Annotated in this window: 23 protein-coding genes and 6 tRNA genes; 27 read left to right on the top strand and 2 right to left on the bottom strand. The window is 59.0% G+C overall.

Annotated elements, in window-relative coordinates:
- Positions 1–183 precede the first annotated feature (183 nt).
- The 11 genes from ABG996_RS03375 to proC all read left to right on the top strand — a co-directional run bounded on the left by ABG996_RS03375 (position 184) and on the right by proC (position 9,486).
- A complete protein-coding gene (locus tag ABG996_RS03375; protein WP_099432624.1) occupies positions 184–468 on the top strand; it encodes a ribbon-helix-helix domain-containing protein in 285 nt (94 codons plus the stop codon).
- A gap of 123 nt (positions 469–591) precedes the next feature.
- Positions 592–664 (top strand) — tRNA-Phe (locus ABG996_RS03370).
- A gap of 653 nt (positions 665–1,317) precedes the next feature.
- Entirely contained in the window at positions 1,318–2,379 is a 1,062-nt protein-coding gene (locus tag ABG996_RS03365; RefSeq protein ID WP_347478069.1) for a glycoside hydrolase family 5 protein, read from the top strand.
- Positions 2,380–2,385: 6 nt separating this feature from the next.
- Entirely contained in the window at positions 2,386–3,264 is an 879-nt protein-coding gene (gene rsmI / locus ABG996_RS03360; protein WP_347478070.1) for a 16S rRNA (cytidine(1402)-2'-O)-methyltransferase, read from the top strand.
- Positions 3,265–3,333: 69 nt separating this feature from the next.
- Positions 3,334–4,935, top strand: a complete 1,602-nt coding sequence (gene metG / locus ABG996_RS03355; protein WP_347478071.1) for a methionine--tRNA ligase — start codon at positions 3,334–3,336, stop codon at positions 4,933–4,935.
- 105 nt (positions 4,936–5,040) lie between these two features.
- Entirely contained in the window at positions 5,041–5,901 is an 861-nt protein-coding gene (rsmA, locus tag ABG996_RS03350) for a 16S rRNA (adenine(1518)-N(6)/adenine(1519)-N(6))-dimethyltransferase RsmA (protein WP_347478072.1), read from the top strand.
- Entirely contained in the window at positions 5,891–6,808 is a 918-nt protein-coding gene (locus ABG996_RS03345; RefSeq protein WP_347478073.1) for a TatD family hydrolase, read from the top strand. The genes rsmA and ABG996_RS03345 overlap by 11 nt, the downstream gene beginning before the upstream one ends.
- 43 nt (positions 6,809–6,851) lie before the next feature.
- Positions 6,852–6,938: transfer RNA gene (locus tag ABG996_RS03340), tRNA-Leu, on the top strand.
- A 288-nt stretch (positions 6,939–7,226) separates the two neighbouring features.
- A complete protein-coding gene (locus ABG996_RS03335; RefSeq protein WP_161115708.1) occupies positions 7,227–8,165 on the top strand; it encodes an SPFH domain-containing protein in 939 nt (312 codons plus the stop codon).
- A 6-nt stretch (positions 8,166–8,171) separates the two neighbouring features.
- Positions 8,172–8,642: a 23S rRNA (pseudouridine(1915)-N(3))-methyltransferase RlmH gene (gene rlmH, locus ABG996_RS03330; RefSeq protein ID WP_035136824.1), complete on the top strand. Its 471-nt coding sequence runs from the start codon at positions 8,172–8,174 to the stop codon at positions 8,640–8,642.
- Between the two features lie 73 nt (positions 8,643–8,715).
- Positions 8,716–9,486 (top strand): pyrroline-5-carboxylate reductase, encoded by a 771-nt coding sequence (gene proC, locus ABG996_RS03325; protein ID WP_055285927.1) that lies wholly within the window; start codon positions 8,716–8,718, stop codon positions 9,484–9,486.
- Between the two features lie 159 nt (positions 9,487–9,645).
- Here proC and ABG996_RS03320 read toward each other — a convergent pair whose 3' ends face one another.
- The gene (locus ABG996_RS03320; RefSeq protein ID WP_006235069.1) at positions 9,646–9,819 is read right to left on the bottom strand and encodes a DUF6724 family protein; all 174 of its coding nucleotides are present in this window, start codon (positions 9,817–9,819) and stop codon (positions 9,646–9,648) included.
- Positions 9,820–9,930: 111 nt separating this feature from the next.
- Between ABG996_RS03320 and serS the strand changes: the two genes are divergently transcribed.
- From serS to ABG996_RS03285, 7 genes are all read left to right on the top strand, one after another.
- Positions 9,931–11,214 carry a serine--tRNA ligase gene (gene serS / locus ABG996_RS03315; protein ID WP_148345518.1) on the top strand — a complete coding sequence of 428 codons (1,284 nt, stop codon included), beginning with the start codon at positions 9,931–9,933 and terminating at the stop codon, positions 11,212–11,214.
- Positions 11,215–11,387: 173 nt separating this feature from the next.
- Positions 11,388–11,765 (top strand): hypothetical protein, encoded by a 378-nt coding sequence (locus ABG996_RS03310; protein ID WP_347478074.1) that lies wholly within the window; start codon positions 11,388–11,390, stop codon positions 11,763–11,765.
- Positions 11,766–11,842: 77 nt separating this feature from the next.
- Positions 11,843–11,919 (top strand) — tRNA-Arg (locus ABG996_RS03305).
- A gap of 353 nt (positions 11,920–12,272) precedes the next feature.
- Positions 12,273–12,349: transfer RNA gene (locus ABG996_RS03300), tRNA-Arg, on the top strand.
- A 348-nt stretch (positions 12,350–12,697) separates the two neighbouring features.
- Positions 12,698–12,774 (top strand) — tRNA-Arg (locus tag ABG996_RS03295).
- Between the two features lie 185 nt (positions 12,775–12,959).
- Positions 12,960–15,401, top strand: coding sequence for a tetratricopeptide repeat protein (locus ABG996_RS03290; protein ID WP_347478075.1), 2,442 nt, complete (start codon positions 12,960–12,962; stop codon positions 15,399–15,401).
- Between the two features lie 92 nt (positions 15,402–15,493).
- Positions 15,494–15,584 (top strand) — tRNA-Ser (locus tag ABG996_RS03285).
- 133 nt (positions 15,585–15,717) lie between these two features.
- On the opposite strand, the gene ABG996_RS03280 is transcribed toward ABG996_RS03285, so the two are convergent.
- Positions 15,718–17,058 (bottom strand): D-alanyl-D-alanine carboxypeptidase family protein, encoded by a 1,341-nt coding sequence (locus ABG996_RS03280; RefSeq protein WP_347478076.1) that lies wholly within the window; start codon positions 17,056–17,058, stop codon positions 15,718–15,720.
- 197 nt (positions 17,059–17,255) lie between these two features.
- On the opposite strand from ABG996_RS03280, the gene ABG996_RS03275 reads away from it, so the two are divergent.
- The 9 genes from ABG996_RS03275 to ABG996_RS03235 all read left to right on the top strand — a co-directional run bounded on the left by ABG996_RS03275 (position 17,256) and on the right by ABG996_RS03235 (position 25,216).
- On the top strand, positions 17,256–17,951 hold the full coding sequence (locus ABG996_RS03275) for a response regulator transcription factor (protein ID WP_055285941.1): 696 nt from the start codon (positions 17,256–17,258) through the stop codon (positions 17,949–17,951).
- A gap of 26 nt (positions 17,952–17,977) precedes the next feature.
- Positions 17,978–19,216 carry a sensor histidine kinase gene (locus ABG996_RS03270; protein WP_195503859.1) on the top strand — a complete coding sequence of 413 codons (1,239 nt, stop codon included), beginning with the start codon at positions 17,978–17,980 and terminating at the stop codon, positions 19,214–19,216.
- A 103-nt stretch (positions 19,217–19,319) separates the two neighbouring features.
- Positions 19,320–20,195: a phosphate ABC transporter ATP-binding protein PstB gene (gene pstB / locus ABG996_RS03265; RefSeq protein WP_347478077.1), complete on the top strand. Its 876-nt coding sequence runs from the start codon at positions 19,320–19,322 to the stop codon at positions 20,193–20,195.
- Between the two features lie 64 nt (positions 20,196–20,259).
- Positions 20,260–20,988: a response regulator transcription factor gene (locus tag ABG996_RS03260; RefSeq protein ID WP_089572665.1), complete on the top strand. Its 729-nt coding sequence runs from the start codon at positions 20,260–20,262 to the stop codon at positions 20,986–20,988.
- A gap of 3 nt (positions 20,989–20,991) precedes the next feature.
- Positions 20,992–22,416, top strand: coding sequence for a sensor histidine kinase (locus ABG996_RS03255; RefSeq protein ID WP_347478078.1), 1,425 nt, complete (start codon positions 20,992–20,994; stop codon positions 22,414–22,416).
- A gap of 195 nt (positions 22,417–22,611) precedes the next feature.
- Positions 22,612–23,268, top strand: a complete 657-nt coding sequence (locus tag ABG996_RS03250; protein ID WP_055309656.1) for a YveK family protein — start codon at positions 22,612–22,614, stop codon at positions 23,266–23,268.
- 2 nt (positions 23,269–23,270) lie between these two features.
- Entirely contained in the window at positions 23,271–24,008 is a 738-nt protein-coding gene (locus ABG996_RS03245) for a CpsD/CapB family tyrosine-protein kinase (protein WP_055309657.1), read from the top strand.
- A 17-nt stretch (positions 24,009–24,025) separates the two neighbouring features.
- A complete protein-coding gene (locus tag ABG996_RS03240) occupies positions 24,026–24,676 on the top strand; it encodes a tyrosine-protein phosphatase (protein WP_022094060.1) in 651 nt (216 codons plus the stop codon).
- A gap of 39 nt (positions 24,677–24,715) precedes the next feature.
- Positions 24,716–25,216, top strand: a complete 501-nt coding sequence (locus ABG996_RS03235) for a GNAT family N-acetyltransferase (protein ID WP_099432637.1) — start codon at positions 24,716–24,718, stop codon at positions 25,214–25,216.
- The last annotated feature ends 96 nt before the right edge of the window (positions 25,217–25,312 follow it).

Below are 25,312 nucleotides of genomic sequence, written 5' to 3'. Positions count from 1 at the left end.
CATTCGTCGCGAGTCGAAGGACGAGCCGCCGAGATGGCTTGCGATTGGATGGCTCCCAGACGGACGAAGCGTGGAGCTTGTCGCGGTCGAGCTTGTCCGTGGGTGGCTTATCATTCATGCCTTGTCTCCAGTCCAGAAGAAATTTTGGCAGGAGATTGAACGAGCTCGGCAAAGGGGTCGATGATGGGCAAGACGTATACGGCCGCTAATGGTCAGGTTGTAACGGATGAAATGATTGACGCGTGGTGCGAGTCGTACGAGCGCGGAGAGTTTCCGGATGGCGAACACACCGTTGGTGGGATCGTGCGTGGACGGCCCCCGCTCTCAGGTGAGGGGACGGCAACGCTGTCGGTCAAGATTCCTCTGGGAATGAAGGAGGCCATTCGTCGACGGGCGGCTGCCGAGGGGATGACGCCAAGTGAGTTTGCCCGTGCGGCTCTGAGTGAAAAACTTCTTGCTGCCGGCTGATGCCTCTGACGTGCCGATTTATAGAACCGAGGCTGTGCTCAAAAACTTTTTTAAAATTCTCGGTTGACCGGAACGCGTCCTTGGTTATACTAATCAAGCCTTGAAACAAGGCACACCTCAAATGGCTGGGTAGCTCAGTTGGTAGAGCAGAGGACTGAAAATCCTCGTGTCAGGGGTTCGATTCCCTTCCCCGCCACCTTGAATTGACTAGGACCTCTGTAAAGGGGTCCTTTTCTTTTATGCAGCCCCCACATGGAATCGAACCCCGTGAGGGCGCGGAGCTGAGTAAACGCGTAAGCGTTTGCCAGCGCAGCTCGCAAGGCGCGTAAGCGCCGCAGCGGTCCGTCCGCGCAGCGCGCGGACGCGATTCCCTTCCCCGCCACCTTGAATTGACTAGGACCTCTGCAAAGGGGTCCTTTTCTTTTATCGAGGGCTCTGCGGAAATTGCGTCCCGGAATTTGGCTTCAGAGTGGGATGCGTTTTCCGCTTTGATGTCGCTTGGGAAAGCGCGACCCGGAATCCGGCGTCAGAATGGGACGTGCTTTCCTTTTGCGGCCTTTGGCGGAAACTGCGTCCCAGATCTCGCGCTCAGAACGGGATGCATTTTCCGATTGAGGCCTCGAACGGAAAATGCATCCCAGTCTTTTGCGAAAAACGGGATGCGCTTTCCGGCGCTTACTTCCGACGTGCGTGCACATCTCGGGCCCGCCCGCTCAGACATTCCTCCCGCTTTTGCGCCACTTTACAGACCGTTCGGTCGTCTGTCCGCACGCGCGGGTATACTCAAAACGATACTTTTCCTATGCAATACGATGCAGGTTCGGCCTGCACGATCCGAAGGGGGCAGTGATGGAGAGGATACTCGGCGTTAATCTCTCTGGCTGGTTTATTCCCGAGCCTTGGGTGACCCCGTCGCTATACGCGGCGACCGGTGCATCCAACGCGGCCGAGCTGCAGGAGGCCATGGGCACCGCCGCCTATAACGAGCGCATGCGCCGTCATTACGAGACGTTTGTGAGCGAGGACGATTTCCGTCGCATGGCGCAGATCGGCCTCAACGCCGTGCGCCTGCCGGTGCCTTGGTATGCCTTTGGCTCACAGGAGTCCGATGCCTCCTACATCTCGGTTGTCGATTACATCGACCGCGCGATTGAGTGGGCTGCCAAGTACAACATTCGCGTGCTGCTTGATCTGGCAACTGTGCCCGGTGGCCAGGGCGATTCCAACGATTCGCCCGCCACGCCGGAGGCTGTCGCCGAGTGGCATTCGTCCACCAACGGCCGTCATGTCGCGCTCGACGTGCTCGAGCGCCTGGCCGATCGCTACGGCGAGGCCGAGAGCCTGCTGGGCATTGAGCTGCTGGACACGCCGCAGATGAGCGTCCGCAAGAGCCTCTTCACCATGACGGATGGCATTCCGGCGCACTACCTGCGCAACTTCTATCGCGACGCCTACGAGCTCGTCCGTTCGTATATGCCCGAGGATAAGATCGTCGTCTTCTCGTCGTCGGGGCATCCCAACGAGTGGAAGCATTTTATGCGCGGCGCCAAGTACAAGAACGTCTACATGGACCTTCACCTGTACCATTACCGTGACGAGCATGCGCTCGATATCACGAGCCCCCGCGGGCTGACGACGGCGATTTCGCGCAACAAGCGCGAGCTCAAAGAAGCGATTTCGACTGGGTTCCCCGTGCTGGTGGGCGAATGGTCGGGCGCGGCGATCTTTGCCAACTCGTCGGTTACGCCCGAGGGCCGCAATGCCTACGAGCGCGTGTTTATCGCCAATCAGCTGGCTTCGTTTGCGCCGGCTGCCGGTTGGTTCTTCCAAACGTGGAAGACCGAGAAGCGCATTGCAGCATGGGACGCCCGCGCGGCGCTCGGTACGCTCGAGCGCGGCATGATTGAATAGGTTGATATGACGCAAAACAGCGCCCATACGGGCAAACTCTATGTGGTCGGCACGCCCATCGGCAACCTGGGCGACCTGTCCCCGCGCGTTGGCGAGGCGTTTGCCGCCGCCGATGCCATCTGCTGCGAAGACACGCGTGTGACGTCAAAGCTGCTGATGCACCTGGGCATTTCCAAGCCGCTTGTCCGTTGCGACGAGAATGTGATCGCCAGCCGCGCCGCCGGCCTAGTCGACCGTCTGCTGGCGGGGGAGACCCTCGCCTTTGCCTCGGACGCCGGCATGCCGAGCGTGTCCGATCCCGGCCAGGCGCTAGTTGAGGCGGCGCGTGAGGCCGATGTGCCCGTCGAAGTTATTCCCGGGCCCTCCGCTTGCGTCACGGCGCTCGTTTCGTCCGGCATTCCCTGTGAGCATTTTTTCTTTGAGGGCTTTTTGGGCCGAAAGCACGGCGACCGCGTGCGTCGTTTGCAGCGCCTTGCCGTGGTTCCCGGCGCACTCATCTTCTACGAGTCTCCACATCGCATCGTGGCGACGCTCGAGGCCGTGGCAGAGGTTTTTCCCCAGCGTGAGGTTGCCGTCTGCCGCGAGCTCACCAAGCTGCACGAGGAAGTCTTGCGCGGGCCCGCTGCCCAGCTTGCTGAGGAGCTGCGTGCTCGCGGCGAGGTAAAGGGCGAGATTGCGCTGGTCATCGCGCCGCCGAGCGAGGATGAGGAGGCCGGTATCGTGCCGGTTGGCGCCGCGGCAGCGGATTCCGACGAGGCCCTGCGCGAGGATATCCGCGCCGCGCTCGAGGAGGGGGAGCCCGCGTCTGCGGTGGCCAAGCGCCTGTCTCAGAAGTATTCGCGCCGCAAGCGCGATGTCTATGCCATGGTGCTCGATATGCAATAGATGGAGGATATCCAGCCCTTGCGCTAGAATCATCCTCTGTATGCAACGTTTTTCTGGAGGACAAACCCCATGGATCAAAGCAAGCCTTCGTTCTTTATCACGACGCCCATCTACTACGTCAACGCCGATCCGCACCTGGGCACGGCTTATTCCACCATCATCGCCGACGTTCAGGCTCGCTATCGCCGCTCCGCCGGCTATAACGTCAAGTTCCTGACCGGCATGGACGAGCACGGCGAGAAGGTCGCCGAGGCCGCAGCCAAGCACAACATGACGCCTCAGGAGTGGACCGACAGCCAGGCTCCGCACTTCAAGGAGCTTTGGAACAAGCTCGAGATCTCCAACGACGACTTCATCCGCACCACCGAGCCGCGCCAGCATCATGCCGTGCAGTACCTGTGGGAGCGCATGAAGGAGTCCGGTTACCTGTATAAGGGCAGCTACGACGGCTGGTATTGCGTGCCTGATGAGACCTACTTCACCGATACGCAGGTCCAGAAGGGCGACGAGGAGTACGACAGCGTCGGCCAGCACCTGTGCCCCGACTGCCACCGTCCGCTTGAGCGCGTGCAGGAGGAGTCCTACTTCTTTAAGCTTTCCGCCTTCCAGGACAAGCTGCTCAAGCTCTATGACGAGCACCCCGACTTTGTCGAGCCTGCGTTCCGCATGAACGAGGTTCGCAGCTTTGTCGAGGGCGGCCTTAACGACCTATCCGTGAGCCGTACGAGCTTTGACTGGGGCATTCAGGTCCCGTTTGACGAGGGCCACGTGACGTATGTGTGGTTCGATGCACTGCTCAACTATATGACGGCCGTCGGCTACGGTGTCGACACCGACGAGGCGCGTGCCGAGCTGGCCTATCGCTGGCCCGCGCAGTTCCACATCGTGGGCAAGGACATCATCCGCTTCCACTGCGTCATTTGGCCCGCCATGCTCATGGCCATCGGCGAGGCCCTGCCCGAGCACGTTTTTGCCCACGGCTTCCTGACCGTGCGCAATGCCGAGACCGGCAAGGCTGAGAAGATGTCCAAGAGCCGCGGCAACGCCATCGCTCCGCAGGACGTTATCGACATGTTGGGCGTCGAGGGCTATCGCTACTACTTCATGACCGACGTCGTCCCCGGTACCGACGGCGCCATCAGCTTCGATCGCATGGAGCAGGTCTACAACGCCGACCTGGCCAACAGCTGGGGCAACCTCATCTCGCGTTCGCTCAACATGAGCGCAAAGTACTTTGATGGTTGCGCGCCCGCCAAGCCCGCGTCGTTCGATGCGTTCGACAACCCGCTGGCAAAGATCGCCGATGGCCTGGTCGAGCGCTACATGGCCAAGATGGACGTGCTCGATTACGGCGGAGCCAAGGATGAGGTCATGGAGCTCATCCATGCTGCCAACCACTACATCGAGGACTCCGAGCCCTGGGCACTTGCCAAGGACGAGGCCAAGGCTGACGAGCTGGCGTTTGTGATCTACAACCTGCTCGAGGCCATCCGCATTGCCGCTCACCTGCTGATGCCGCTCATGCCCCAGACTTCTGTCGAGGCCCTGCGCCGCCTGTCCTGTGAGGGCGAGGCCGCGAGCGACGACCTCAAGGGCATTTGCGCTTGGGGCCTGCTTGCCGGTGGTCAGCCCGTTGAGAAGGGTGAGCCGCTGTTCCCGCGTCTGGGCTAAGACGCCGCGCCATATCGGCAATTTGCTGTTTAGATGTAAGGGCATGGCCGCAACGGTCCATGCCCTTTTGTTTCAAGACGCCGCCATCATGCTAAGGAGGCAACTATGACAACTTCGCCTTTGGCAAACCCCACGGCAACAAGGGAGCTGCTGGAGGAGTTTGGCCTTGCGACCAAGCATCGCCTGGGCCAGAACTTTCTGATCGACAACCATGTGATTGAGCGTATCTGCGAGCTTGCCGAGCTTGCAGGTGACGAGCGCGTACTCGAGGTGGGTCCGGGTTGCGGTACTTTGACGCTTGCACTGCTGCAGGAAGCGGCGTGCGTCACGTCGATCGAGGCCGACCCCGAGCTCGAGCCGGTGCTCGACGCCCACGCCGCCGACTATGCCAACTTCCGCTTTATCATGGGCGACGCGCTCAAAGTGACGCCGGAGCAGATTGAGCAGGCCGCCGGTGGTGAACCCACGGTGTTTGTCGCGAATCTGCCCTATAACGTGGCAGCGACGATCATCCTTCAGTTCTTCCAGATGATGCCCGCGCTTAAGCGTGCTGTCGTCATGGTGCAAAAGGAAGTTGCAGATCGTATTGCCGCAACGCCGGGCAACAAGACCTATGGCGGCTACACGACAAAGCTCGGCCTGTATGCGCAGGTTACGGGTCGCTTTGAGGTGCCGCCGCGTTGCTTTATGCCGGCGCCGCACGTGGACTCGGCCGTCGTGCGTATCGACCGTGTTGACGGCGTGGTGCCCGAAGGACTCGACCGCGAGTTTGTGGCCCGCGTGATTGATGCTGCATTTGCTCAGCGTCGCAAGACCATTCGCAACTCCATGAGCGCCAACGGCTTTGCCAAGGACGTGCTCGATGCCGCCTTTGAGGCTTGCGGTATCGCATCCACCACGCGCGCCGAAACGCTTGATGTTGCCGACTTTGTCCGCCTGGCCCAGGAGCTAATCCATGACGCTTAATGCCGAACGCGTGACGTTTACCAAGAAAAAGAAGACGGTTGCTTGTCCCGTGCCCTTGGCGCCGCTTGCCGACACGCATGCGCATCTGCTTTCGTTTTGGGGCAAAGAAGTGCCCGAGACGCTCGTGCGCGCCAAAGCTGCGGGCGTCGACCTGTTGGTGACGATGTTCGACCCCATCGCTGACAAACGCAGCGTGGCGGACTATAGCGACTGGCTGGTGCGCGAGATTCTTCCGATGCAGGATATCCCGCAGATCAAGTATCTTGCCGGCGTGCATCCGTATGGCGCGCCGGACTATACCGACGACGTTCATGCACAGGTCGTTGCGGCACTTGATGACCCCTTATGCGCCGGTATTGGCGAAATCGGCCTGGACTACCACATGGACTATGACGACGATATCGCGCCGGCACCCCATAACGTGCAGATTGATTGCATGGCGCGCCAGCTCGAGCTTGCCGTGCGCCGCAATGTGCCGGTGGAGCTGCACCTGCGTCACGAGGACTCGGATGGGGAGCGCACCTCGCACGTTGATGCGTACAACGTGCTTCGTGAGGTGGGCGTGCCCCAGGCCGGTTGTGTGCTGCACTGTTTTGGCGAGGACCGCGCCACGATGGAGCGCTTTGTGGAGCTGGGCTGCTATATCGCCTATGGTGGTGCGGCTACCTTTAAGCGCAACGACGACGTGCGCGAGGCATTTGCGGCAACCCCACTCGATCGAATTTTGTTCGAGACGGATTGCCCGTATATGGCTCCAGAGCCCATCCGCGGTCTTGAATGCGAGCCCGCAATGATCTCCATTACGGCAAACACGCTGGTCAACGACCGTGTCGATCGTACCGGCGAGGATGCTGAGGCAATCGCGCGAGCAGCTTGGGAAAATGCCTGTAAACTTTTTCAAAAATAGTTCTTGCGTTCGCGATGGCGCTCCGTTATTCTAATTCCTGCACGCGGGCGTGGCGGAATTGGCAGACGCGTACGGTTCAGGTCCGTATGGGGGCAACCCCATGAAGGTTCAAGTCCTTTCGCCCGCACCATTAAATGAAAGAGCTCCCAGCAATGGGAGCTTTTTTGTTATGGGCCCATCACAGGGACTTGAACCTGTGAAGGAGCGAGCGTAAAGAAAACGCGGAGCGTTTTTAGCGAGCTGGCGAGGACGCCGGCAGGCGGCCGAAGCCGGTGCGGATCCGCGAAGCGGATACGCGGACGTCCTTTCGCCCGCACCATTAAATGAAAGAGCTCCCAGCAATGGGAGCTTTTTTGTTATGTACGATCTCCTTGTGCGGGTATCCTAGTGCCAACGTATGCCTATCAGAGGAGAGACCATGCTGTTGTCCGGTATCATCGCCGCCCTTACCAGCCTTTTGATTCCCATCATCATTTTGTTGTTACTGCTTCCCAACGCCTGCTATGTCGTTGAACAACAGCATGCCGTGATCATCGAGCGTCTGGGCAAGTTTAACCGCATCGTCAACGCGGGCTTCCACATGAAGGTGCCCGTGATCGACCGCAAGGCCGCCACGGTGAGTCTGCGCACCATGAAAAACGGTTTTGGCATCGACGTTAAGACCCAGGACAACGTGACCATCGGCCTTGAGGTCTCTGCTCAGTACCACGTGAGCTATGACATGGGCGCCGGCCCGGCAGATTCGGGTATCTACAAGAGCTACTACATGCTGCAGGAGCCCGTCGACCAGATGCGTGACTTCATCACCGACGCCCTGCGCTCTTCGATCCCCGTCTACACACTCGATGAGGTCTTTGCCAAGAAGGATGACATCGCCAAGGATGTCAACGCTACCGTTTCCGAGCAGATGGCCGCCTACGGCTTCACCCTCGTGTCGACGCTCATCACCAAAATCGCACTGCCGACCGAGGTCGAGAACTCCATGAACGACATCAACGCCGCCCAGCGCAAGCGCGCTGCGGCACAGGAGCTCGCCGAGGCAGACCGTATCAAGCGCGTCACCGAGGCGACCGCCGAGGCCGAGGCTATGGAAAAGGCGGGCGAGGGCATCGCCAACCAGCGCAAGGCCATCGCGCTGGGCATCAAAGATTCACTCGAGATCATCCAGGAGACGGGCGTCGGCAACGACGAGGCCAACCAGCTGTTCATGTTTACGCAGTGGTCCGAGATGATGACGGAGTTCGCTCGCACGGGTAAAACTTCGACGGTCGTACTGCCGAGCGATTTCTCGCAGTCGGCCTCGATGTTCGAGCAGATGCTGACCGCCGGCAAAGTTCAAAACGGTTCGAAGGAGTAGGCGCGCGTGAAATACACCGTCGTTTGCGTCGGTAAGCTCAAGGAGCGCTTTTGGAAGGACGCGTGCGCTGAGTACACCAAGCGCTTAGGTGCCTATGCCAAGGTGGATATCCGCGAGGTGGCCGATATCGACCCGGCTAAGGCGGGCGGCGTGGATGCCGCGCGCGACAAGGAGGGGGCGGCAATTCTTGCTGCATTGCCGTCTCGGGCGCATGTGATCCTGCTGGCTATCGAGGGCAAGGAGCGTTCGAGTGAGGAGCTCTCGGCGCGGCTCGACGATCTTATGCTGCGAGGCAGCAGCGACATTGCCTTTGTAATCGGCGGTTCGGACGGCGTGAGTGATGAGGTGCGCGCCCGCGCCGACGAGATGCTCAGCTTTGGACGCATTACCTTGCCGCATAACCTGGCGCGTGTGGTGCTGCTAGAGCAGATTTACCGTGCCTGCAAGATCAGCCGTGGCGAGCCGTATCACAAATAGGTCGGCAATACGAAACAATGGCGTGGGACAATACCTTTCGTTTTGAGGAATGTGTCTGAAAGGACTATGAGATATGAAGATTGGATTTGTCGGTTTTGGCAATATGGCGAGCGCTATGGCCGATGGCTGGATCGCTGCCGGTGTAGCTGCGAGCGACATGTGCGCCTGCGCGGGTCGCTACGACGCACTGGTTGAGCGCTGCGAGGCGCGCGGCATGGTCGCCTGCCACGATGCCGCCGAGGTTGTCGCCGCATCCGATATCGTGGTCGCTGCGGTCAAACCGTACATGATCGAGAAGGTATTCGCCCCGCTCAAGGATGCTCTTGCCAAAAAGGTCGTTCTGTCGGTTGCCTGGACCTGGGACAGTGCCAAGTGGGAGCAGGTCCTGCCGGGCGTCGCGCATATCTCGACGGTGCCCAACACACCGGTTTCGGTGGGCGAGGGCGTCATCGCTTGCGAGAAGGCTTCCACGCTTAGTGATGAGCAGAGCGCCGTGGTGCTTGATCTGCTTGGCAAACTCGGTGCGGTGGTCGAGCTCGATACGAGTCTGCTGTTTGTGGGAGGCACGGTGGGTGGTTGCGCTCCGGCATTTGTCGCCATGGCAATCGAGGCCCTGGGCGATGCGGCGGTCAAGCACGGTATCCCGCGTGCCGATGCCTATCGCATTGTGAGCCAGATGGTGCTAGGTACGGCAAAGCTGCAGCTTGCAACTGGCCAGCATCCTGCGGCGATGAAGGATGCCGTATGCTCGCCCGGTGGTGCCACCATCAAGGGCGTCGTTGCGCTCGAGGACGCCGGCATGCGCAGCGCCCTGGTCAAGGCAATCGACGCAACTCTCCAGTAAAACCGACCAAAAAAAGGACGGGTTTATTTTTGGCAGGTATTTTCTGCGGTTTTGTCCTTTTAGCGAAAAGCGCCCCGCAACTGGCTCAATTCCAGTTGCGGGGCGCTTGCGTTTGCCCAGATAAAACAGACCAAAATAAACCTGTCCCTTTTTGGCAGGTTAGTCCCAGAAGCTGTCTTCCTCATCCTCGGACTTGGGTCCGCGGTCGACGTACATCTTATGGGTACGCTTCTCCATTACAAAGGCAAGAATCGCAAATAACAGGATGCCGCCAGCGAAAAGGATGGCAAAACCGGTGCGGGTGCCAAACAAAAAGGAAAAAACTGCGTCCATTGGGTGCCTTCTTGCGTAGTTGAGTTGGGTCGTAAACGCTCATAAGTATATACTTGCCCATACATGTACAAGGTTGCAACCTAAATGGAATGTATATCGCCGGAGGATCTAATGCTTGATATCAAGTTTGTTCGCGAGAACCCCGATGCCATCGATGTCGCCATGGCTAACCGCCAGACGTCTTGGGATCGCGAGAAGTTCTTTGAGCTCGACGACGAGCGTCGTGCCGTCATCACCGAGGTCGAGGAGCTCCAGGCTACGCGCAATGCCGAGTCCAAGAAGATCGGCGCCCTGATGAAGGAGGGCAAGAAGGACGAGGCCGAGGCCGCCAAGGAGGCCGTGCGCGCCGTCAACGAGAAGATTGACGGTCTGGCCGAGCGTCGTACCGCCCTCGAGCAGGAGCAGTACGACTTCATGGCTCACCTGCCCAACATTCCTTGCGATGCCACGCCGTACGGCAAGGACGAGGACGAGAACATTGAGCGCCGTCGTTGGGGCACCCCGCGCGAGTTCGACTTCGACTTTAAGCCGCACTGGGATCTGGGCACCGATCTGGACATCCTCGACTTCGAGCGCGGCAACAAGCTCTCCGGCAGCCGCTTCACCGTTCTCGGTGGTGCCGGCGCCCGCCTGGAGCGCGCCCTCATCAACTTTTTCCTCGATACGCACACCAGCCGTGGTTTTAAGGAGTGGTGGCCGCCCATCGTCGTCAAGCGTCAGACCATGTTCGGCACGGGTCAGCTGCCCAAGTTCGAGGACGACGCCTACCACGTCTCGGGCGACAACTTCCTGATCCCCACCGCCGAGGTCGTGCTCACCAACCTGCACGCCGGCGAGGTCCTCGACGCCGACACCCTGCCGCGCCGCTACACCGCCTTCACCCCCTGCTTCCGCGAGGAGGCCGGTTCCGCCGGTCGCGACACCCGCGGCATCATCCGTCAGCACGAATTCGACAAGGTCGAGATGGTCAAGTTCGCTAAGCCGGAGGAGTCCGACGAGGAGCTCGAGAGCATGACCGCCGAGGCCGAGTACCTGCTGCAGCAGCTGGGCCTTCCGTATCGCGTGATTAGCCTGTGCACCGGCGACTTGGGCTTCTCTGCCCGTCAGACCTACGACGTCGAGGTCTGGCTGCCGAGCTACAACGCCTACAAGGAGATCAGCTCCTGCTCCAACTGCGGTGACTTCCAGGCTCGCCGCGCCAACATCAAGTATCGCGACCCTGAGAACTTTAAGGGTTCGCGCTACCTGCACACGCTCAACGGTTCCGGCCTGCCGGCCGGCCGCACCATGGCCGCCATTCTGGAGAACTACCAGAACGCCGACGGTACCATCACGATCCCCGAGGTTCTGCGTCCTTACATGGGCGGTCTCGAGAAGATCGAGCCGGTCGCGTAACTTGGCTGCATAGGGGATATGCAAGGGCGCTCCTTCGGGGGCGCCCTATTTCGTGCGCAGGTCCATACCATGCCGTACGGACAGCTCAATAGAAAACACACGAACAACTGTTCTGTATACAGCCATCTACCTGCTATGCTTTTGCTAAATAAGAGCGAGAGAAAGGGGACGCGATGGAGCTGTTTGATGATCGGGTGGTTTTGTTTGAGAGCGACGAGGGCGGGGAGTACCTGCTTGTAACGTCTGAGCCGTCTGGCATGGGTGGCCTGGTGGTTCGACAGACGAGCGAGGGACCGTTGACGCAATGGTGCTACGAGGAGTCGCCGCATGTGGTCGAGACCTTTGTGACGCACGAGGGGCTTGTGGCCCTGGAGCATTTCTATGGGGTCCGGACATCTAACCAGGTTGCGCGCATGCTGAGCATCTCGTTTGCCGATTATGACTGTGCCCAGCGGGTGAGATCGCTCCTGAGGGAACTTGATGCTAAGTTTGACGTGATCGAAAAGCCAATCGATCGTACGGGGAACGGCGGTATATGCGGAGCAGCATGACAAAACTGCGTTCCACAAAAAAGTTTGAGATTGTGCTTGACTCCAATAAGCTAAAGTGGTTTTATATGTCTTGCGCTGCGGCGTTACCTCAGCTGGATAGAGGGTCTGACTACGAATCAGAACGTCATAGGTTCGAATCCTATACGCCGCACCAATCGAACTTAAAGCCTCCGGCAACGGGGGCTTTTCTTTTATGGCAACACCGCATGGATTCGAACCTCAGTCGAGGCGCGGGCGTAAAGAAAACGCGGAGCGTTTTTAGCCCGCGGGCGAGCACGCCGGCAGGCGGGCGAAGCCGGTGCGGATCCGCGCAGCGGATGCGCGGAATCCTATACGCCGCACCAATTGAACTTGAAGCCTCCGGCAACGGGGGCTTTTCTTTTACGTCGGCACTGCATGGATTCGAACCTCGGCCGAGGCGCGGGCGTCTTAATCATCACTTCGTAAAAATTTTCCAAATTGTCGCTTGACCCATCGAGGGGTCACGTGCATAATAATCCGTGCGTTGCGGCGTTACCTCAGCTGGATAGAGGGTCTGACTACGAATCAGAACGTCATAGGTTCGAATCCTATACGCCGCACCAACTGAGTTTTAAGCCTCCGGCAACGGGGGCTTTTCCTTTACGGGGGCATTGCGGAGATTCGAACCTCGTTCGAGGCGCGAGCGTCAAGAAAACGCGGAGCGTTTTTAGCGAGCGGGCGAGTCCGCCGGCAGGCGGGCGAAGCCGGTGCGGATCCGCGCAGCGGATGCGCGGAATCCTATACGCCGCACCAATTGAATTTTAAAGCCTCCGGTAACGGAGGCTTTTCTTATATCGCGATGCGTCGAAGATCGCATCAAGTGGTCAAAATGAGTAAAAATCAAATTCAATAACTTTTTTCGAAAAATGCTTGACCTTTATTCAGTCGATGTGCATAATAATCAACAAGTCGCGGCGTTACCTCAGCTGGATAGAGGGTCTGACTACGAATCAGAACGTCATAGGTTCGAATCCTATACGCCGCACCATTTGAGATTAAAGCTCCCGGCAACGGGGGCTTTTCTTTTATGTCGCCGCTGCATGGATTCGAACCTCGGTCGAGGCGCGAGCGTGAAGCGGACGATTTCCTGTCGACTCGTGTAAGATTCCGAGTAGATGTCGCGACTTTTTCGCGACCACTCCTTCTTCAAGCGACCGATCAGGGTGATACTTCGTGGCAGAGCGTCCGACATACAAGCTCAGGTTTCTCGATACCAAGAAGCGCTTTCCGGCGATGCCCGAGCAGCCTGCGGGACGCTCATATGGCGTGGTCTGGAAACTCTTTGGCGAGGATCAGCTTGAATCTTGTTATGTCGTCGAATTCGTTGGCAAAAGTCATGTGTCGCTTTTGGGCTACGTAAGCGTTTCGGGTGAGGTGTACAAGGTGGACCGCCCCGTCAGCGAGGCTCCGCTGCCCAACGATCCCGACATGGAACTGGTCCTTGACGAGTCGGATTCCAGTATTGGTGAGATTATGGTAAGGGAAGCCAACGGTGCAATGCGCGCGTGTGCGCAAACTGCCGGCTCTCCCGAAGGCCCCATGCGCGAGCAGTCCGACCACGAGACATGGAATTCGACCCGCGCCCTTCCTTACGGCGAGTTCATGGCCTCGATGTTCTTGCGCTACGTGATATTTGCCAACTCCGAAAGCGCTATTGTGAACACGGCGGACGCCGGCGGACTCGACGAGGGTATGCAAAACGTTGTCGACAAGATCAAGCTCGTAAAGTTGCCCGAGCCGGTCGAGGTGTTTTTGGGCTTTAACACGGCACCGCTCCCCGATGCTATCGAGACGCTGCTCTACCGCGTTGACCATGCCGAGAATCCGAGCGGTATCGAGCGCTATGCCGCCGCCCTTATGAGCGAAATTGACTTGCCCCGCCTGCGCACCATCGCTGCCAAGTCCGAAATGAGCCTGGCTCGCATTGATCGCTCAAAGATTTTCTATCTCAATTTTGATCGTAGCCTGTTGGACCAGGACGAGATTGACATGCTGCTTGCCATCGAGTGCCGTCTCAACCGCCTCTCCGGCATCCTTGAGCGCATCGGGGCCGGATTGGTCCCTGCGGCATCCTCGCCGAGCCTTGAGGGCTGCGCGCTCTTTGATGCGTGGCATATCGCCAAGACGACCAACGATGTTCCCCGACTGCTCGATACGGCTTCGAGCGATAACCCGTGGGGCAAGTCGGGTACGGTGGCTTGCCAGCCGGGCGGCGAGTGGGACGTGCGCACCCGTTTTGCGCGAATCGTTGAGGCGCTTAACGTGGTCACACGGCTCGACTATACCTATCGGGCAAACGTTGCCGAGGGGATTATGCTCGTTCGGTTTGGGCGGTCTGTCGTTGATGCCATGCCGCAACGTGAATACGACGCTCAGGATGACGCCTGGCGCGAGCTGGACGAGGACATGCGCGCGATCTGGGCCGCGGAGCACGATGCGCGCGTGGCACTTACGCTTGCGGCAGCGTGTTTTGCCGCGGGCACCTGCATCACGCGCTGCTATGTGCAGATTGCTGCTCCCGACAGTGAGCAGGGCGAGCGCGTTGTCGCAACGTATTTCTTTGGGCGCGCGGCCTATCTGGCCGATTGCGTGCCTGTCGCCAAGGATCTTGAGAGCATGGACATGGACGATATGCCGTGCAAGCGTGTGCTTGAGGCGTATGAGTCAACCGCTCCGGAGACGATTGAGCCTGCGGAGGTTCATGCTCGTCCGCGTGATGACCATCGCACACTGCCGCCGGCGCTGCGCGATCTGCTGCTTGCCGATACGGCTGACGAGTTGGAGGTCATGGAAGAGGACGACGACCCATACGTGGCCCGTGTTGTTGAATTGCGCGAGCAGGCAAAAGTCGACCGTACAGGTGCTTTTGAAGGCTTTTCTCGTCTTGTCGAGGAGTTGGAGGCTAAGTGCGCCGTCGCCGAGCTTTTGGCGACAGGTCCGGTTCAAACGCAGTTTTGCGATAACCAGCTGGTGCGCATGGTGCTACCGGTGTTGGAAGAAGACCGCTCTGTGCGAATCCTTCGTGCGCCCGATGCACTGTACTTTGCCCAGCACGAGATCTGCAGCTTTTACGCCGAGCAAGAGGACTTTGAACGAGCACTGCCCGAGGTGCGCCATCTTTACGATCTGGCACGCTCGTCCATGCAATCGCACTTTGCGCTCATCAACGTGCTTGCGCGTCTGGAGCGCTTTGACGAGATTATCGAGGTGGCGCGCCACGGCCTACGTATTGCCAGCGATCGTTCTGCAATCGGCTACCTGTTCTATCGCTTGGCGTTTGCCTATTGGAATTGCGATCAGCTCGACCTAGCGCTGGCTTGTTACCGTCTGGTGCCGCGCGGTGAGGAATCGGGCAGTAGTGCGCTGGAAGAAATGCAGGGCCTTATGAATGAGATGGGCGTCAGCGAGCCTCCGACGTTCGAGGAGGCGGTCGAGACCATCCGCAAGGCTGGACTCGAGCTGCCGCCAGTGTCCGCCGTGACGAATCAGCTGGCAGATGCCGCTGTGCAACTGGTCGACAACGGCTTCTTTTTCCTGGCACGCGGTTGCATCTTCCAAATGTGGCGCACCATGGGCAACGACGAGCTCGGCTCCCTCAACCGCTCGCTGGGGTAGGCGAAGCCTCCAAGGAGGAAAGGATGCTAGGCAATTAGAAAATTTCCTCTTGCCCATCCTTGGCTGTTTGGTTACTATAGAACGGCTGTTACGGAGAGCTGACCGAGAGGCCGAAGGTGCTCGCCTGCTAAGCGAGTATGCCCCAAAAGGGCATCTGGGGTTCGAATCCCCAGCTCTCCGCCAGTTTAACTTTAAAGAAGGGTCCCATCGGGGGCCCTTTTTTATTATCGAGAAAGGGCGCTGGGGATTCGAACCCTCAAAAAAAGGAGGCATCCTTTCGGACACCTCCTTTCAGCGAGTGTATTGTTCTTCGATCTTACATCTCGGGCGCCTTGGCTACGGTCTCGCTCTCGGCTGTGAGCGGGCGGTTGTCGATGCGGCGGCCCAAGCGATCGAGCTTCACGAGCAGCCATTCAATGGGATTCGGCCCTGCACCTTCCTCGTCGGCAACTAGGTCCATGACGGCGATCTTGGTGCCGTCCTGCTTGAGCGTAACGCTGCCCACCTTGTCGCCCACATGCACCGTGCCCGAAAGATCGTCGTAGCTAACCTTTTCGGTCACCTCGCCAGCAAGGGAAAACACGGTCGCTTGCGCCGTGGGGTCGGCGAGCGTGGCGTCGATCGTCTTGTCCGTCCAATCTGTCTGGCTAATGCGTGCCATAAGCGGGTTGCCGTTGGCGGTCTTTTCCTGCGTGTTGGCGATTGCGACCGTCACCTTGTGACCGTAGTACCAATTGGCAAGGGTGGCGGTATCGGTAAAGCGCTGATCGGTGGTGGTGGAGTTCAAAATAACGGTGTAGATCTCGTCGCCGTCGCGGTTGTAGGCGCTCGTAAAGCAATAGCCCGCGTCGTCGGTGGTGCCGGTCTTGCCACCGATGTTGCCATCTTGACCCAGCAAATAGTTATGCGTGTCCATGGAATGCGAATGGTCGGTGCCGTCGGCGCCCGTGACCTCGATCCAGGAATCCTCGCTCGCTACGACCTCGCGGATCGTGTCGTTTTTCATGGCCTCCTGCATCATCAGCGCTACGTCGTGTGCGGTTGAGTGCATATTGCCAGCCCACTCATCAAAGTCCAGACCATGCGGGTTTTCAAAAAGCGTACCGGTGCAGCCGAGCTTCTTAGCGCGCTCGTTCATGGCCTTCACAAATGTGGCCTCGGCGTCTTTGGTCTTAGGGTCGATCTTCTTGCCCACATATTCGGCGAGAACGATGGCGGCGTCGTTGCCCGAGGGAATCATCAGGCCGCGCAGTGCCTGCTCCACGGTAAGCTCGTCGCCTTCGAGCAAGCCAGCGGTCGAATTACCCACGGTGGCTGCGGCGTTGCTCACCGTGACCTTCTCGTCCATCTTGCAATTCTCGACGGTTAGGATTGCGGTCATGACCTTGGTGATCGAGGCAATCTTGACCTGCTCATCGGCGCCGCGGGCATAGTAGACGGTACCGTCTTTGCCCATGACGAGGGCATTGGTCGCATCGATATCGGGCAGGTTTTCGGCCGTGATGCCGCGCGCATCGGCGGTTTTGCCGCAAACATTGTCGGTCGTGAGCACTTGGGCGCCGGCGACGGTGGGCGCGCCAGCGGCAAGGGCGATAGCGCAGACAAAGCCGGCGGCAAGCTGGGCTGAGCGCTTTGCAAAAGAGGTGAGGGACTTCACGGATTTCGCTTTCGACGGGATGGTCTCTTCTGGAACTAGAGTATATCGTTTGCCGGCGTCGGCGATCATCGCGTGCGTGCGTGGCCCACATCCGCGCTCGAACGGGCACAAGGGTGCTTAAGGCCGACTTAATCACCCACGCTTGTTGTGTGTGGCGTGCGTCGCCTCGGGCATAATGGAGCGCGAGAGGAGCACGCATGAACGAGCGCATACTGGTAGTTGATGACGAGAAGGCCATCGCCGACTTGGTTGGTATCTACCTTACAAAAGAGGGCTTTGATGTCCAGATTGCCTATAGCGGGGCCGATGCTGCCAAGGCAATCTTGGAGCAGGAGTTCGATCTGGCGCTGCTGGATGTCATGCTGCCCGATATCGATGGATTTGAGCTGCTGCGTACGATCCGTTCCAGCCATACCTACCCTGTGATTATGCTGACGGCGCGCGATGCCCAGCAAGACAAGATCGAGGGCCTTTCGCTTGGCGCGGACGATTACGTGGTCAAGCCGTTCCGCCCGCTGGAGCTCATCGCGCGTGTGCACGCTCAGCTTCGCCGCTACACCAGCTACGGTAGCCGTGCGCAGGCGGCCGAGTCGCCGACCATTCAGCTCGACGGCTTGGAGATCAACCGCGATGCTCGTTCCGTGACGGTGGACGGTTCACCGGTACGCCTCACGCCCACCGAGTATTCAATCTTGCTGTATCTGGTCGAGCATCGCGGCAGCGTGGTGGCCGTGGAGGACCTGTTCCGCGCAGTGTGGAACGAGGACTTTATGCCCGGCTCCAACAATACGGTGATGGTACACATTCGCCACCTGCGCGAAAAGATCGGCGATGACGCACAAAAGCCGCGCTTTATCAAAAACGTCTGGGGCGTCGGCTACATCATCGAATAACGCTTTTCGCTTGTGAGGATCTTGATATGACAAAAGACGATAGGCAAGCGTTCGAGGTGCCCGATCGGCTCTTTGAATACGTGAGGTCGGTCGTCGACAACCGCGCGCTTGCAACGGTGCTGCTCTTTTTGCTGAGCCTGCTGCTGATTGGCATCGACAACATCGTCGGAATCTTGGCGGTGCTGCTTGTCGGCTTTTTGCTGATCGATCGATTTGAGATCGTGTGCCGCTGCGTGGTGATTGGCGGCGCCGCGTGGGCCATGACGTTGGCGATTGGCGCCATGGCGCTCGGCGGCATCGAAGGGCCGGTGCTGTTCGATGCCGGCTTTGTATTCAACATGCTTGGCTTTGTGCTGGCGCTTGCCGCGTGCGTGCTGTTCTTGTGTGGCCGCGCCCTGTACTACCAGGGCTACGAGCAGGGCGAGCAGCATGCCGATTGTGTGCTGGCCGCTCGTATTCAAGATCGCCTGATCGATCACCCCGACACCTGGGATAACATCGACGGCGACTTCTTGGAGGTCGAGGGCGCCCTTAACCGCGTGCGTGACCGTGAGCGCAAGGTGCAGCAAGCTCTGCGTGACGAGTCGCATCGCAAGGACGATTTGGTCACGTACTTGGCACATGACCTACGCACCCCGCTTGCCAGTGTGGTGGGCTATCTTTCGCTGCTGCAAGAGGCTCCCGAGCTGCCGGTTGAGCAACGTGCGCACTTTACGGGCGTGGCGCTCGACAAGGCGCACCGGCTCGATACGCTCATCGAAGAGTTCTTCGATATCACGCGCTTTGACTTCCACGATATCGTGCTCACGCGCGGCTATGTTGATCTGGGGTTGCTGCTGGCTCAGGTGACTGACGAGTTCTATCCCATCCTCAACGAGCAGCATAAGGAAGTCCAAGTTGATATTCGCGAGGACCTGACGGTGCTCGTGGATGGCGACAAAATGGCTCGCGTGTTCAACAACATCATGAAAAACGCTATTGCCTATAGCTATGAGGGCTCGACCATCACGATCGAGGCCAGACGCCGGGACGGCGGTGGCGTGCGCGTGCGCTTTATCAATCAGGGCGATCCCATCCCTGAGGCAAAGCTCAAGGTGATCTTTGAGAAGTTCTATCGCCTGGATGCGGCGCGTGCGACCAATCGCGGCGGCGCTGGACTGGGGCTTGCCATCGCCAAGGAGATCGTATGCGCGCACGGCGGTACCGTTGCATGTGAATCGACGCCCGAACACACGATATTCACCATCGAGCTGCCCGCCGCATAGCCAGTGTGCCCTTACAAACACTTGACAATGCGCTCACGTGCATATGAGCCGCGATTCCTACTATCGATACTGCTGAATTGATATCGATGTGGAGGTATGCGGTATGACGGCTGCTGCGGCTGTGGAGCCCACGGAGCTTGAAGAACTCATGAAAGCGCAGGCCGAGGCCGCGCGCGAGCGCGAGGTTGGGGATGCGACTCGCCCCACGGCAGAGGATCTTGCCGCCTCGCCGACGCGTATCGATGTCGAGGGCCTCGACCTGTTCTATGGCGACCACCATGCGCTCAAGGACGTGAATATCAAGATCCGCGACAAGCAGATCACCTCGTTTATCGGGCCTTCGGGCTGCGGAAAGTCCACGTTGCTGCGCTGCTTTAACCGCATGAACGACGGCATCAAGGATTGCCGCATCGAGGGCAAGATTGCGCTCGATGGTCAAGATATCCTGGGCGACTACGACATCTGCCGCCTTCGCCAGCGCGTGGGCATGGTGTTTCAGCGCCCCAACCCGTTTCCCATGAGCATCTACGACAACGTCGCCTACGGTCCTCGCGGCATGGGAGTGCGCGACCGCGTCGTGCTCGACGAGCTGGTCGAGGATTCCATTCGTCGCGCTGCGCTATGGGACGAGGTCAAGGACAAGCTCAACGAGTCGGGCCTGGGTCTTTCGGGCGGCCAGCAGCAGCGTCTGTGCATCGCCCGTGCGCTGGCCGTGCAGCCCGACATTCTGCTGATGGACGAACCGACCTCGGCGCTCGACCCCGTATCGACGCTGGTGGTGGAGCAGCTGGCCTGCGAGCTCAAGGAGACCTGCACGCTCGTGGTCGTGACGCACAACATGCAGCAGGCCGCGCGTATTTCCGATTCGGTCGCGTTCTTTTTGCTGGGTGAGCTGGTGGAGCACGCGCCCACCGCGCAACTCTTCAAGAATCCGACTGATCCGCGCACGGCGGATTATTTGACGGGCCGTTTTGGCTGATACCATCTAGTGCAGGCACCTTTAGGGTTAAGATGCGGTCATGCCGGCCGCAAAGGGGTTCAACATGATCTATTACGTCGAGGACGATGACAACATCAGGGATTTGACGGTCTATGCGCTGCGCAAGCAGGGAATCGAGGCCGAGGGCTTTTCGTGCGACGGCGAGTTTAAGGCCGCCGTGGCGCGACGGGTACCCGATGCTGTCCTGCTCGACATCATGCTGCCCGATACCGATGGCTTGGCGATTATGCGTCGCCTGCGTGCCGATCGCCTGACGGCGACGGTGCCCATTATGATGCTCACCGCCAAGGACACCGAGCTCGACAAGGTGATGGCGCTCGATGGCGGTGCCGACGATTACCTGACTAAGCCGTTTTCGCTCATGGAGCTCGCCAGCCGCTGCCGCGCACTGCTGCGTCGCGGCGGCATGGTCAAGCAGGCGAGCGATGTGCTCAGCGTGGGCGACATCGTGCTCTCGCCCAGCCATCGCGAGGTGACCGTTGCCGGCGAGCCGCTTAAGCTCACCCTGCGCGAGTTCGACCTTCTCGAGTACCTCATGCGCAAGCCCGGCGTGGTCTTTACCCGCGAGTCGTTGCTGCAGAGCGTGTGGGGTTGGGACTTCGACGGCGGTTCGCGCACCGTTGACGTGCACGTGCAGACGCTTCGCCAAAAACTGGGCGAGCATGCCAGCGCCATCGAGACCGTGCGCGGCGTGGGCTACCGCTTGGCCGAGCCTTCTGCCGGTGATGGTGCCGAAGGTGACGACACCGCGGCCACCGCATCGGAGGAGTAACCCGTGGTCTTTACCCCCCAGGGAAAACATACGCTGTCGCACCGCGTTTTTGTGACGATCTTTGTCTGTGCCATGGCGGTTATCGTGGCGTTTACGGTGCTGGGTGCGTTCTTTGTGCAAAACACCTTGGCGGATGCCACGAGTGCCAATCTGGCGCAGGAAACCGAGCTCATTGCTGCCGCCCTCGACGAGCAGCAGGAGCCCATCCCGTTCTTGCGTAGCCTCGATCGCGAGGACTTGCGCATCACGCTGATTAACAAGGATGGATCGGTTGCCTACGACAACGAGGCGTCGCCTTCCACACTGCCCAACCATGGCGATCGCCCCGAGGTCATCGAGGCCTTTAAGAGTGGTTTGGGTTCCGCGGAGCGCGCAAGCTCTACGCTCGACGAGATTATGCTGTATCGCGCCGTCGCCCTTGATAACGGCCAGGTTGTCCGCTTGGCGCAGGCCCAGCCTGGCGTTGCGGCGATTTTGCTGTCGATGGTGGCGCCGATGCTGCTTATCGCGGCAGCGGGTGCGGTACTCTCGTTTTTTATGGCGCGCCGCGAGTCCCGTGCCATCATCGCGCCGTTGCAAGAGGTGGATTTGGACCACCCACGCCGTAGCTATGAGCACGCCTATGCCGAGATGGTTCCCATGCTTGAGCGTATCGAGTCGCAGCGCCAGGAGCTCAAGCGCCAAATGGCGGTGCTGGCGGACAACGACCGTATGCGCCGCGAGTTCACGGCGAATATCACCCATGAGCTCAAGACGCCGCTTACGGCGATTTCGGGCTATGCCGAGCTCATCGCAAACGGTATGGTCGAGGGCGAGGACGACCTGCGCAACTTTGGCGGTCGCATCTATCGTGAGGCGGGCCGTTTGGCGGCGCTTGTCAACGATATCCTTACGCTGTCTAACTTGGACGAGGCCGAGCGTGCAGCTGAGGGCGAGGCGGTGCCCATTGGGTCCACGGAGCCTATTGAGCTCTCGCGTGCCATCTACGCGGTCGAGCAGCGTCTTGAACAGGTCGCCCGTCAGGCGAATGTGACGATAAGTCATGAGACCAAGCCTGTGGTCATCGAGGGCGTGTCGCGCTTGATTGACGAGCTCATCTATAATCTGGCAAGCAACGCCATCCGCTACAATCGACCCGGCGGTACGGTTACGCTGCAGTGCGGCACCAACGACGAAGGCCATCCGTTCCTTGCGGTCGCCGACACGGGAATCGGTATCGCGCCTGAAGAACAGGGCAAGGTATTTGAGCGGTTCTATCGCGTGGACAAGAGTAGGTCCAAGGCACGCGGCGGAACCGGTCTGGGGCTTGCCATTGTCAAGCATGCGGCCCTGTATCATCACGCCACGCTCGATCTGTCGAGCGAGTTGGGCGTGGGAACCACCATTACGGTGACGTTTCCCATACGGCAGGACGAGCCATTCGCATAGCGATACAACATAGATATTGATGCAGACGCCGCATTTGACTTTCGGGTGCGGCGTTGTTGTGCAATTTTACGATTGCTTCCGACATTTTTACAGGAGAGCCTGTTTCTTATGTATAGAGTTTGGTCTCGGTAAAAAGATGCGATAACATACGGACAGTTTTGTCAATCCGAACTGGGGAAATGAAAGGCAAGCTGCATGACCCTTCTCGAACTGTTCCAGCTGCTGAAGAAGCACCTTCAGCTGGTCATCACCCTTCCGGTGGTCTGCGCGATCGCCATGGGCATCGTGTCCTTCGTTGCGATGGACAACACCTATACCGCGACGACGAGCATGTACATTCTCGCCAAGACCGACGATAGCGGTCAGATGAGCTACAACGATCTCTCGGCGAGTCAGATGCTTTCCAACGATATCGCCACGCTGCTGGATAGCGATAGCGTTAAGAGCGGCGCAGCCAATGAACTGGGCCTCACCGATCTGGATGACTACAAGGTGTCTGTTTCCTCCGAGACCACCACGCGTGTCATTACGCTTTCGGTTACCGGCACCGATGCCAAGGAGACGGCTAAGGTCGCAAAGGCCATGGCCAGCTCGGTGAGTACGGTCGCTCAGAACGTCGGCGCTGCCCAGAGCATCAACGTTATCGACGAGGCTAAGACCCCCGAAGCCCCCAGCGGCCCCAAGCGCACGCTGTATATTGCCGTCGCGTTCCTCGCCGGTATCTTTATCGCAGTCGCCTATGTCGTTTTGGCAGACATGCTCAATACCCGCATCCGCGGTGCCGAAGAGGCAGAAGAGCTCCTGGGCATTCCCGTTGTTGGCCGAATTCCGGCTATGAAAGGTGGTAAATAGGCATGGCTAAGGCAAAGAACACCGACAAGCTCGTTGTACAGAATGCCGCCAAGACCCTTCTGGCCAACATCCGCTTTGCGAGCGTGGACGACCCCATCCGCACCATCACCGTTACCTCCTCGATTCCCAACGAGGGCAAGTCTACGGTTTCCATTAACCTTGCTCAGGCAATCGCCACGAGCGGCAAGTCCGTGCTTCTGGTCGAGGCCGATATGCGCCGCAGGTCCCTTTCCGATATGCTCGGCGTTCGTTCGCGCGGCGGACTCTATGCGGTCCTTTCCGAGCAGATCTCCATTGACCAGGCAATTGTCGAGACGGGTCAGAAGAACTTCTACTTCCTCGATGCCGAGCCGCATATTCCCAATCCTGCCGACATCATCGTCTCTCACCGCTTTGCCAAGCTGGTAAAGGCGCTGTCCGCCAAGTTCCAGTACGTCATCTTTGATGCTCCCCCGGTCGGCACCTTCATCGATGCTGCCGAGATTGCCAGCCTGACCGACGGCACGCTGTTCGTGGTGCGTGAGGATTTCACCAAGCGCGAGGAGGCGCTCAACGCCATCGGTCAGCTTAAAAAGTCCGAGAAGGTCAAGCTCATCGGTACCGTTATGAACTACTGCGAGACCGAGACCAGCGAGTACTACTACTCCTACTACACCAAGGACGGTAAGAAGGTGAAGAAGGGCTCCGACGATCAGGGGACTTCCAAAAAGGGCATCTTCACCAACCGAGCAAACGTTTAGTTGATTAAGGCTGACCTATGCGTGACATTCATTGCCATATCTTGCCGGGTGTAGACGACGGCGCCGCCGATCTCGATGAGAGCTTGGCGATGCTCGAGGCTGCCAAGCGGGCTGGTGTAACCAGAATTGTTTGCACTCCTCACTGCCGTGATCCCTATTTTGATTACGACAAGATGTGGGATGCCTTTGAGCTGCTGCGCGATAACGCTGACGGTTTTCCGCTCCAGATGGGCTTCGAGGTCAACCATCGAAAGCTCGTTGAGCTTGGTATCGATGCCGCGGAGCACTTGCATTTCGATGGGACCAACGAGTTTCTGCTCGAGCTTTCGACGCATGCCGATGCGTATGCGTTTAGAGAGTACGAGAACACGATTTACGATTTGCAGTGCCGTGGCTACCAGGTGATCATCGCTCATCCTGAGCGCTATCGTGCGGTTCAAAAGGATGTAAGCGTGGCGGAGCGCCTGGTCGATATGGGCTGCAAGCTGCAGGCTTCGGCGGACTTTATTGCCGGCGGTCGCTTTGGTCGCGAGAAAAAGCCGGCACAGCGCCTGTTCGATCAGAACCTGTACAGCTTCATCGCGAGCGATGCCCATAACGTGGGTCATTACGATTGCCTGGCGAAGGCTCGCGCGAAGTTTAGCGTGCGCGGAGCTCATTTTCGCTAAAATCTGTCCCTAACGTTCGCATTGAATGAAAGGGCAGCCATGGATATCCAACTTAAGACGGGATGCTTTGATGACGCGGCGTTGGTGCGCCGCGTCATTTTTATGGACGAGCAGGGCTACGAGAATGAGTTCGACGCTATCGACGAGGATCCGAACTGCATTCATGTGACGCTCTATGTAGACGGCGAGCTTGCCGGTTGCTCGCGCGTGTTTCCCGAAGAGCTTGAGCGCGCGGCTGACGCAGAGGCTCCGGTGTCGCCGGCGTGCGACTTGGACGAAGGTGTCGCGGCGGGGGAGACCTACATTATGGGGCGCGTGGCCGTGCTGCCGAGCATGCGCCGTCGCGGTTTGGCGAGCAAGATTGTCGAGGCCAGTGATACGTGCGCGCGTGATGCCGGCGCCAAGCTCATTAAGCTGCATGCTCAGGAATATGTGCTGCCGCTCTATGCCAAGGCGGGCTACACGCAGATTGCCCCGGTGGACTACGAAGACGAGGGCCAGCCTCATGCCTGGATGGCCAAGCGCGTAGATGGCAGATAGGGACGTTCCTTTCCTGCCGGCAGTTTGGGACACTCCTTGGCAATTGGCGCATCAGAGCGCTCGGACATACAGTTTTTCGATTCCGTATGTATATAT

Origin of the sequence: Collinsella aerofaciens (assembly GCF_039836695.1) — a bacterium.
In the GTDB taxonomy this organism is placed as follows: domain Bacteria; phylum Actinomycetota; class Coriobacteriia; order Coriobacteriales; family Coriobacteriaceae; genus Collinsella; species Collinsella aerofaciens_BD.
Note: the sequence above shows the minus strand (reverse complement) of the source record. Positions and strands in the feature narration are given on the sequence as shown.